Genomic DNA, 9,003 nt, shown 5'->3' with positions numbered 1-9,003 from the left:
CCCACTTTCATGCCGCCCCACCGAGGGTCATCCACAGGTTCTGATCATTGCTCGATGTCAACCAGGACGACGGCCTGCCATAGCTCCGATGGGGCGAGCAAGTGCGTGCCGAGGATGGTCAAACCGCCCAACGATGCCCCGATCGCGGCAACTGGGCGGGCGGAGCCGGCGTACGCGCGCACGGCCAACAGGTCGGACCCCAGCCGTTCGATGTCATAGCGTCCGTCTGGATCCCAGTCGCTGTCACCATGTCCCCTTGCGTCGTAGGCGGCAACGGTGTAGCCCCGCTGATGCAATCGTTGGGCGGTGACATCCCAGGCGTGCCGGCTCTGACCACCGCCGTGAAGGAGCAACACGACCGCCCGCGGTCCGTCACAGCGGTAGAAGTCGACCGCCAGCGAGAGCCCATCCACCGTGGGCACGCGCTCGACGACAGGAGCGGACAAATCATGTGCTCTGTTTGCAGACATCAAGAGATGGCCTTCGGTGCGACGACGGTGACGGTGCCCTGCGCCGCACACACCGCTCTGCCGTCGTTGCAGATGTCGATACGTGCCACACCGCTGGTTCTGCCCAGCGAGATGATCTCAGCCGTGGCTACACAGGTTCCGCTGGAAACTGGACGAAGCAAATTCAGTTTGAACTCCGTCGTCGCGACCCAGGATCCCATCGGAATCACGGGATAAAACACCACTCCAAGGCAATGGTCGACCATGGCCGACAAGCAGCCGCCATGCAAGTTGCCGAAAGGCGTCTTCAGGTCGTCGCGTGCGTCCATCTCCGCGACGAGCCGTCCAGCAGTGAAGTCAGTGTGCCGGAAGCCGAGGTAACCGGCCAACCCGCCCGTGGTTTCTGCTGCGCTCTGCAGTTGTTCAGCGACCTGCTGGTTGAACGTGGTGAACTGCACAGACATGTCCGGCCTCCTACCTCAGCTGTGGTTGAGACATTACGCCTTGTCTGTCACATCGGTCGACAATGGTCGCTCGCCAGGATTGCGGGAAGGAGAAACCTTGAAAGAAATGTCCGGAGCCCGTCACGACTGCGCTCCCGCGGTCCTCGAACAGTCAGCAGGCTCAGTATCGTGCGGAGAACCCACTCGGCGGCGTCGTCGACGGAGACGCCCGGTTCTACGTAACTCCAGTGTCTCCTGAAGATGGGACGGAGAAACTCGGTGACGAGTTCGAAGAGTGACGTCGAGGTCCCCGCCGCGAGGCCAACGCCGGCGAGTTCCTCGTCGCTGCCGAACAACAATCCGATGATCTCTTCGCGGCGCGCGGCCTCAACTGTGTATTCCACGAAATCGACGAGAGCGGAGCCCAGATCGGTGTGCTCCGCGATCCGGGGGTTGATGCGATCGAGATAGCGCTCGGCGGCGCGAATGATGACGCCCGACATCACCGCCTCCCGATTAGGGAAGTAGCGATACACCGTTGCCCTGGAGACACCCGCTGTTCTGCCGATGTCCTCCATGGTCGTGCCTACCACGCCGCAACTCTCTAGGCACCGCTCGGCAGCATCTAGCAATCGGTCGCGAGCGGAACCACGATCTGACGGCGCGGCGGCACCCCATCGCACCAACTTCGTCGACACAACAGCCAGTATGCCGCGGGCGCACACCATTGTGGCTTGACTGCAGATATGACACCATCGCATTCGTGTCTCACAACAGCCCGTGGCCCTGAGCGAGTGATCGATTGTCGGTAGAAGCGCGTACTCCGGTGGTGGTCGGCGTAGGCGAAGTAACCCATCGCGGGGACGACGTCGTCACCGGCCTCGGTTGGTATTCGACGAAACATTCGGTCGGTGTGTGGTCGGCCACCCCTCCACCAACCGGGTGGCGACTGATCGACACGGCAGACGAACAAGCTCAGATCGATTCATCGCGGCTGGCCGTCGCAGGCGTCGACGAGGCGACCGGTCGCGCGACAGTGGACGGGTACACGGTCGAATACGACCGAGACGGGCGACCTCGATGGACACCGATCATCGCGCACCTGTCCGACGGGCGAAGAGTCGTCGCACGCAGCGACGATCCGCAGATTGCCGAGGCGATGGCGGGCGAGATGTACGTTGGCAGAACGGTTTGCCTCCGAAACACAGGGTCGTCCACGGGATTCGAGCTTCCATGATCGCCGAGGCCATGGTGTTGACCGGACCGCGGAATCTGGAGCGGCGCCAGATGACCATCCCCGACGTCGGTGACCGCGGTGCGATCCTGCGAGTTGAAGCATGTGGTCTATGCGGTACAGATCACGAACAATTCACCGGACACCTGCCTGCCGGCTTCTCATTCGTTCCAGGTCACGAAATCGTCGGCATCGTCGAACATGTCGGCAATGCGGCCAGCGAACGCTTGTGCGTCCAGGCCGGCCAGCGCGTGGCCGTCGAGGTGTTCCGGTCCTGCCGAGACTGCCCGGAGTGTCGCCGCGGCGAATACCGGCGATGTGCGGTGAACGGCATCGCCACCATGTTCGGGTTCGTCGACGTGGAGATCGGCGCCGGGTTATGGGGCGGATACGCCACCCATGTGGAGCTTCCGTGGGACGCGATGCTACTCCCGATTGCCGAAGACATGGACCCCGTTCTCGCCACGTTGTTCAACCCTCTCGGGGCCGGTATCCAATGGGGGAAAACTCTTCCCGACACCAAGGCGGGGGGTATCGTAGCGATACTGGGACCGGGCATCCGCGGGATCTGCGCGGCGGTGGCGGCGAAAGAGGCGGGAGCCGCTTTCGTCGCGATGACCGGCATCGGTCCACGCGACGATCAGCGACTGGCCATAGCCAGATCATTCGGTGTCGACCTGCCCATCGACGTATCGCAGGACGATGCAGTGACAGCGCTCCAGCGTGAGACAGGCGGACAGCTTGCCGACGTGGTCGTCGATGTCACCGCCAAAGCACCCTCCGCGTTCGCCGACGCCGTCGCCCTTGCCAGGCCTGGCGGCACGGTCGTGGTTGCCGGCACCCGCGGCGGAGGCGGCGCGCCCGGCTTTGAACCAGACACGCTGGTGTATAAGGAATTACACATCTCCGGTGCACTCGGCGTGGAGTATCCCGCCTACCGGGCAGCCCTCGAGATTCTGGCCACGCGCCGCTGGCCGTTCGACCGGATCACAAGAGAATCAACCGGATTCGCTGGTCTCGCGCCGCTGCTCAGTTCGCTTGCAGATGAAAATGCCAAATCGAGTGCGGCCCTGCACAACGTCTTCGTGCCCACGCCCTCACAGCATGCGGAGCTTCAACAGAGAAAGGTCACGTGACGAGGACGGAACGCGTACCGATGCTCGACCTTGAGCAGGCCCGGCTGCGGGCTGCCGAGTGTGGGCTGCCCGAAGAGATGGCAGAACTGTCAGTATTTCGCGTGGCACTTCACCAGCCGAGCCTCGCAGTGGCCCTGTACGGAATGCTCGAGGCGCTGCTATTTAACGGTGTGCTCGACGCCCGGCTACGCGAATTGATCATCATGCGCATCGGCTGGGTAACGGGGTCGGTATATGAGTGGACACAGCATTGGCGAATCGCGACGCTGCTCGGTGTGGCTTCGGATGACCTTCTGGCGGTGCGTGACTGGCAAAGTTCCAATCGTCTGGGCCATGCCGAGCGTGCAGTCCTGGCGGCGACCGATGATGTGGTACGTGACGGGGTCATTGCCGAGGAAAACTGGGCCGCGTGCCACAAGGCATTCAATGGCGATCACGCGGTTTTGGTCGAACTTGTCGGAGCGATCGCCAATTGGCGGCTCTTTTCGATCCTGCTTCGATCCTTGAATATTCCGCTTGAGTCGGGTACCGACTCCTGGCCGCCCGATGGGCGAGCCCCTCGACGTGACGATTGAGTAAAAACCGGTTGTTCAGCAATCGCACCCAAGTTGAAGCTCGGTTACCCCTTATGTTCCTAGTCAGTTGTGGGCTATTGAATTTCAAACGGGTAGTTGTGATTTCGGTCTCATAGCCACGGTCTCGGGGTAATGCCACCAACTAAACATGTGGAGCCAACTGTTCTGGGACGCCTACACCAGCTTGAAGCACGCTCCGTCATACGAATACGATCCAAGGCATGTCGAGGTTCTTCGCGACTCAGGCCAACTGTTACTACTGGGAGAGTCGTTCAATCGGGTCGCTGGCAACAGAACGCCAATGAAGGCGATCGCCAGCAGTCACCGCACACAGCACCTCAAGCAGAGAATTCAAGAGCCCGCTGCTGCAAGCTAGACCCGGCGTCCGACACCGAGGCGCTGCCGCCTCCATGCAGCTGACCACGAACGCCAGCTGCGCCGAAGTCCCACCGGGGACGGCAAACACCTTCCGCCGCAACACCTTCGGATGCAGCTTGGACGGAAGGCCACCAGCCACCATGATATCGACCGTCTCGGCGTCGCCAGCACCGCGGACGAATCGGTGTACCGGCCCGTTGCCACCTCGCCTCCGGCTTGCGCAGGTCAATCTCTCAGGTCGTCGTTGCCACACTCAGGAGTGACATGTACAAATCACGGTTCAGCGAGTGTACAGTTCACGGTGTGGAGGTATCCGTGACCGAGTTGCGCGCGCACCTTAGCGATTGGCTCGATCGAGTTCGGGCTGGTGGTGAGGTCGTCATCACCGACCGCGGGATTCCGGTCGCGCGACTCGCTGCGCTGGACAGCGCAGGCACCTTGGAGCGTCTCACGGCCGAAGGCGTGATTGGCAGGGCCACCGCGCAGCGGCCCGTCGCTGCGGGACGGTCCCGGCCCAGGCCGCGGCGGCCGGTGTCTGACCAGGTCAGCGACCAGCGGCGCTGACCGGTGCCGCTCGTCTACTTCGACGCCAGCGCCTTCGTCAAACTTCTCACCACCGAGACAGGGAGCTCGCTGGCGTCCGCGCTATGGGACGGCTGCGACGCCGCATTGTCCAGCCGTCTGGCCTACCCCGAAGTCCGCGCCGCACTCGCTGCAGCAGCCCGCAATCACGACCTAACTGAATCCGAGCTCGCCGCTGCCGAGCGTGACTGGGAGGACTTCTGGGCCGCCACCCGCCCAGTCGAACTCACCGCGACAATTGAACAGCACGCCGGCCGCCTCGCCCGCGCCCATGCCTTGCGCGGAGCCGACGCTGTCCATCTGGCCAGCGCGTTGGCAGTCGGCGACCCCGGCCTGATCGTCGCCGTTTGGGACCGACGCCTGCACGCCGGAGCCCAAGCCGCCGGGTGCCGACTCGCCCCCGCCCAACTCGACCGCTAATCCGACCGCTCGACGTCAGAGGTGGGTCGACCCCGGCATGGATGACGATCAGGTACCGATTCGCCAGGTCAGAACCCGTGTCGTAAGTGGCCAAGTCCCCCCTCGGACACAATTTTTAGGTTAGCTAAGCAATTCTCGGAGCTTGCCCTGAAATACATCGGAGCGGGCTTTTCCGTTTGCTGGTTTCGACCGGATGTCGTGGTTCACCGACACGTGACTACGGATGTTGGTTATCGCTGGTCCATGAACACCGGACACGGTCGGCGGCTGACTGCGTTGGACCTCTATGTGCTCAAGCCAAGGTCGCGACCGTTCGACTGTTCCGACTATCGCGCGGCCTCTACGGCGGCGCGCATCTTTTCCATCAGATTCACGTTCTCCAGGCGCGTCGCGTGCATTTAGCTGACGCCATCCACCGAGTGGCACCACTGATGCGGAAGCGCGTCGCACACATGGCAGCCCACCCTTAGAGCCGCCTCGATATCGTCATTCATGTGCGCCCCCGCCAACTGGCGGGCTTCGTCAGCGGTGAGCACAGTCCCGTGACCTTCGGGAACTGCTTGCACTCCGTGGGAACTGCGTTGCGACGCGCAAAAGACGTAACCCCGGCGATATGGCCAGGCCAGTGATCGTTCCGGGGTCTTCGCCTACGGAGTCTATGGAACGATCTGAACATGTCGTACGCGGCGGCGGACCCATCACCAACTGCAGGGGACCGCAGGCCGCAGCCAGGGCAAGCAATACCAAATTCTAACCACATCGTCAAACAAGCAAACTCCGACTTCTGCTTAATAGCTTGTTTGACGAATATGATTTGATAGTGTAGTGGAGTGAAATCAATCTCGGTCCCCGCGCGACTAGCCGACGCAGGTGTCCCTGTCGTAACGGGTGACGCTCACAGCGTCACCTACCGCCTCGGAGATCACACAGTTACAGCGGAGTTCTTGGTCACCGAACGACTAGCGTCCCCAGCACCGGTACGTGAGCATCGTCGCCACCATCCCAGCCACCGACTTCTGGTCATCTGCGAAACCATTACAGACGAAGCTCGCTCTGCGCTCCTAGACGATGGCGCAGTCGATCTCAGCATCGGCGATACCGGTGAACTAGTGCTTTCCGGGAAGGTCTACCGAACCCCCACAGCGGGACATCAACTTCGCGCAGTAAGCCAGCGACGGCGACGGCGACACGCCGTGGAGCGAGTCTGCGTGCTGACGCGTGAACACCTGCTTCAGCGCGACATCGCCGCGGCGGTCGGAATAAGTCAGCAGGCGGTGTCCCAGATGGCCGAGAAAGATCCCCTGCCGAACACCCCCATGCCCGAAGGTGCCAGACGTGCGTGCCTTGCCGCGCTGGCGTCGATCCCCGCCGACGACGGACTTGTCGAGACCTACTGGTACGGCATGGAACCAGTAGTAGAGCAGGTCCGCAGCGCCATCAAACTCGGTCACGAGCTCACAGTGCGGATCCTCGCCGGCGGCGAAGTCGCCGCGGATGCGCTGCGGCCCTGGCGGATACCGACCCGAGGCCTCGTCTACTCCGAGGAATTGATCGATCTGTCCGTCTCCGACTTGGTGGAGTCCACCGCCGACGAAGCGACGCTGACACTACGGGTTCCGGCCGACCCAACCGTCTGGACGACCGCGACCTGGTGGCAGCGAACCTGCGAAGGCGAACACTTCAGCCTGCCGACCGTAGACCCGATAGTGGTACTCAAAGACCTCACTGCTGGCGCAGACCTTGGTGACGGCGCCCCGGACCGGCTCGCCAACTGGATCGCGACCAGATGACCGCACCGGTATCGGTCGTCCTAGCATGCACCGCGGCAGCCGACGACCACGGCATGCTTGCCCTTCGCGACGTGGCCACGGCTGCCGGCGACCGCGAGTACCTCATCATCGGCGGTCACATGGTCAGGCTGCTGCGCCACATCTACAACGTGCCGGGCACGCCTCGATTGACCTCGGACGCCGACACCGGAATCGACGTCAATGTGGCCTCCGAAGGCAGATTTCACGACCAGTTCACCCACCTCGGATACACCCCCGAGTCGAGCAACCGCTACGTACTCGGCGACCGGGCGATCGACCTCCTGGTCCCGACCGAGGCCAAACCCGGTGTGCGCTACATCGGCAAGCGGGCGTTCGACGGGGCGCCGGGGCTCCGTTTGGCGCTGGCGTCAAGCCCAATCCGCGTGGCAGTGACCGCCCGGCTTACCAACGGCGACACCATCGGGTTTGAGATACCCGTCCCCGACGTCGAAGCCGCGTTCGTACTGAAAATCCTGGCACGCACAGTCCGTGCCGTCGAGCACGATCTCCAGGACATCGGGACCCTACTAGAGATAGTCGCGACCCAGCCCGAATACCTCGCTGCGGAATGGCACATGGACGATCCCAAGACGACCCGGCGTGGCGAGCGTGGCGATGCAGCACGCGTGGCCGCCCGGATGATCGCCAGCCCACCGACCATGGTGCCAGCCCGCATACGTGCCCTGCTGCGGCGCCACGTCGCCCTACCTTCCCGCTGACGCGAAGGCCGCAGCGGCAAGCGCCAGCCGGCCGGGACCAGCCCGGACAATGCCCAACCATTGCGGCGTGCCACCACAGCTTTGCGTAGTTGGCCGATAGCGTTTCCGGTGATGAACGTCGCGGCCTTGATCCTTTACGTGCTGGCTTTCCTGTTGGAGCTGTTCGGTGCAATCGGCGTGATCCAGGACGTACGGACCAGTATTGGCAATATGCGGCAGCTAAAGTCCGACTTGACCGATGCAGAGGCTGCTGCCGACGAGCACCGCCGGCAAATCGAGAAGGTCCGCCATAGGCCGCGCGACCCACGCTTCCAACAGGCAATGGAGCAGTTGGCTGACGTAGCCCAGGAACGCTTCGTGGATCAAACCGGCCCAGCCGCTGCCATCCAACGCAGGGCGTTGGTGAAGTACGTGACCGCTCAGAACGACATCAGCGATCTCCGGCGGTGGGGTGCCGTGGCGCTGCTTTTGCTTGGCCTCGGGCTCGGCTTCCTCGGCAACGTAGTGGCGCTGCATCCTCTATGACGCACGATCTCTCCTTGCCGGGTTTGCGAGCCGGATGATGCGTAGATACCAGGAGTGCACTTAGCCTCACAGGCCGATACTGGTCACCAACCGCGTGTTCGCCGTCACTTAAAAGTGGTACCCCGCAAGATCCGCGCTCCTCAAGACAAATGGATGCGCACTCGCCCTGGCGAATTCGTCCCACACGGCAAGGATGTCATCAGCGACCTTCCGGATATCCGGCTCGTTGACCTGGATCTGGTTGGTTCGCAGCGTCGAGAAGTGCACGACGTGCTTGCTTGTGTCTTCGTGGTACGCCAGCAACTGGCCTACCTCAGGTTGCGTCATGTGCGAGATCGACCAGCCTGGCAGGGTGTCCGATGCGGATTGATCGCGGTTGGCGGGACGGACTTCCAAAAACTCGATCAACAGCCGTATGCCTACGTAGAAGGCATCCAATGCCGCCTGCTGCTGCAACGCCGAGTTCGTACTCGAAAAGATCTCGTCCGGCGGATGATGGACTATCGCCGCAACGCGCGTTGCTTCACGCCGTATCTTGGCAATGTCCGTCAGCGCGGAGTCCGGCACATACGACGGTGGCGTAGTCATACCCACACCATATTGACGTTGCCTCTCCCGGTGCTCAACTCTTTCGATGCTCCTAACGGGAGCGGGCTTTGGGCACGAAGAAACCGGCTGGGGGGGGGGGGGGGGGGGGGGGGGGGGGGGGGGGGGGGGGGGGGGGGGGGGGG

9 protein-coding genes and 3 pseudogenes are annotated in these 9,003 nt (G+C 62.8%); 8 read left to right on the top strand and 4 right to left on the bottom strand.

Annotated features, from left to right (window positions below; genetic code table 11):
* Window positions 1-53: 53 nt before the first annotated feature.
* From K6T84_RS23345 to K6T84_RS23335, 3 genes and pseudogenes are all read right to left on the bottom strand, one after another.
* A pseudogene (locus K6T84_RS23345) lies at window positions 54-470 on the bottom strand (alpha/beta hydrolase); the annotation flags it as partial.
* The gene (locus K6T84_RS23340; protein ID WP_046286743.1) at window positions 470-907 is read right to left on the bottom strand and encodes a PaaI family thioesterase; all 438 of its coding nucleotides are present in this window, start codon (window positions 905-907) and stop codon (window positions 470-472) included. The gene K6T84_RS23340 and the pseudogene K6T84_RS23345, both read right to left, overlap by 1 nt.
* A 53-nt stretch (window positions 908-960) precedes the next feature.
* Complete coding sequence (locus K6T84_RS23335; RefSeq protein WP_008256180.1) at window positions 961-1,485, bottom strand: TetR/AcrR family transcriptional regulator; 525 nt, start codon at window positions 1,483-1,485, stop codon at window positions 961-963.
* Window positions 1,486-1,760: 275 nt separating this feature from the next.
* Between K6T84_RS23335 and K6T84_RS23330 the strand changes: the two are divergent.
* The 8 genes and pseudogenes from K6T84_RS23330 to K6T84_RS23295 form a co-directional block, all read left to right on the top strand.
* Window positions 1,761-2,129, top strand: a pseudogene (locus K6T84_RS23330) (TLP1 C-terminal extension domain-containing protein); the annotation flags it as partial.
* Window positions 2,126-3,262: a zinc-dependent alcohol dehydrogenase gene (locus K6T84_RS23325; protein ID WP_046286738.1), complete on the top strand. Its 1,137-nt coding sequence runs from the start codon at window positions 2,126-2,128 to the stop codon at window positions 3,260-3,262. The pseudogene K6T84_RS23330 and the gene K6T84_RS23325, both read left to right, overlap by 4 nt.
* The gene (locus K6T84_RS23320) at window positions 3,259-3,837 is read left to right on the top strand and encodes a carboxymuconolactone decarboxylase family protein (protein ID WP_036428816.1); all 579 of its coding nucleotides are present in this window, start codon (window positions 3,259-3,261) and stop codon (window positions 3,835-3,837) included. Before K6T84_RS23325 ends, K6T84_RS23320 begins: the two co-directional genes overlap by 4 nt.
* Before the next feature lie 487 nt (window positions 3,838-4,324).
* A pseudogene (locus K6T84_RS23315) lies at window positions 4,325-4,779 on the top strand (type II toxin-antitoxin system Phd/YefM family antitoxin).
* Window positions 4,780-4,782: 3 nt separating this feature from the next.
* Complete coding sequence (locus K6T84_RS23310) at window positions 4,783-5,217, top strand: type II toxin-antitoxin system VapC family toxin (protein WP_046286737.1); 435 nt, start codon at window positions 4,783-4,785, stop codon at window positions 5,215-5,217.
* Window positions 5,218-6,425: 1,208 nt separating this feature from the next.
* The gene (locus K6T84_RS23305; protein WP_329786937.1) at window positions 6,426-7,007 is read left to right on the top strand and encodes a hypothetical protein; all 582 of its coding nucleotides are present in this window, start codon (window positions 6,426-6,428) and stop codon (window positions 7,005-7,007) included.
* Entirely contained in the window at window positions 7,004-7,747 is a 744-nt protein-coding gene (locus K6T84_RS23300) for a hypothetical protein (protein ID WP_329786936.1), read from the top strand. The genes K6T84_RS23305 and K6T84_RS23300 overlap by 4 nt, the downstream gene beginning before the upstream one ends.
* A gap of 111 nt (window positions 7,748-7,858) precedes the next feature.
* Window positions 7,859-8,272 (top strand): hypothetical protein, encoded by a 414-nt coding sequence (locus K6T84_RS23295; RefSeq protein ID WP_329786935.1) that lies wholly within the window; start codon window positions 7,859-7,861, stop codon window positions 8,270-8,272.
* Window positions 8,273-8,380: 108 nt separating this feature from the next.
* Here K6T84_RS23295 and K6T84_RS23290 read toward each other — a convergent pair whose 3' ends face one another.
* Window positions 8,381-8,860: a hypothetical protein gene (locus K6T84_RS23290; RefSeq protein ID WP_329786934.1), complete on the bottom strand. Its 480-nt coding sequence runs from the start codon at window positions 8,858-8,860 to the stop codon at window positions 8,381-8,383.
* Between the last annotated feature and the right edge of the window lie 143 nt (window positions 8,861-9,003).

The sequence above is a fragment of the Mycobacterium zoologicum genome (assembly GCF_020181635.2).
GTDB classification, from domain to species: Bacteria; Actinomycetota; Actinomycetes; order Mycobacteriales; family Mycobacteriaceae; genus Mycobacterium; species Mycobacterium zoologicum.
Note: the sequence above shows the minus strand (reverse complement) of the source record. Positions and strands in the feature narration are given on the sequence as shown.